Here is a 729-nt window from a genome sequence, read left to right as displayed (position 1 = left end):
CTCCTGGGCATCGCCACCACCAAAGGCCCAATCTCCTACGATATGTTGATCGCGCCGGAAGCAAAGGGATAAGCCTTGTTATTTTTTCCACAAAAGTTGGAGGGCCGCAATCGTATTTTGATATTGGAATCCCAAAGATTAGCAACTATTACTTATTAGATAAATGGTACAATGACGAACGCGATGGGTTAGTTCGTGATTTTGTCGGCCCCTCCATGGATACTGGATTCCGCGTCTCAACAAAGGCAACGCCTAGAAAATGCACAGTGTCACTGGAGGCTGCGCTCCTGCTATCACTTGTCGTGCCTCCAAAAGAATACGAGAATAAGATTGTTTTGCGGTATGAAGGACGGGAAACCCTCAAGGGCGTCATCGGCGGCCGGCCTTATCCGATTTTTTGGGCAGACACTCATCTGGATGATGAGCTTTCAAAGATGGAAGACAATTTAAAAGGACCAAAAAGACAAGATGCATCGCACATAAGACAGTTTTGCTCTGAGTTTATAAAAGAGAATGAAGAGTACCTATTTCGACCCTTTGTACACGAGAGCACAGAGCCCCTCCTGAATATTAAACCTGAAAATTACGAAAACCATCTCAATCACACAGTTACGCAGTGGAAGAACGAGAAAGAAAAACTGGATACAGAAATAAGGCTTATCCCTTTGCTTCCGGCGCGATCAACATATCGTAGGAGATTGGGCCTTTGGTGGTGGCGATGCCCAGGAG

Annotated in this window: 1 protein-coding gene; it reads left to right on the top strand. The window is 45.8% G+C overall.

Annotated features, from left to right (window positions below; genetic code table 11):
- Positions 1–729 (top strand): hypothetical protein (locus tag GHC57_RS19430; RefSeq protein WP_343031216.1); only part of this gene is annotated, 729 nt, incomplete at both ends.

The sequence above is a fragment of the Roseospira navarrensis genome, assembly GCF_009601025.1.
Lineage (GTDB): Bacteria > Pseudomonadota > Alphaproteobacteria > Rhodospirillales > Rhodospirillaceae > Rhodospira > Rhodospira navarrensis.
Note: the sequence above shows the minus strand (reverse complement) of the source record. Positions and strands in the feature narration are given on the sequence as shown.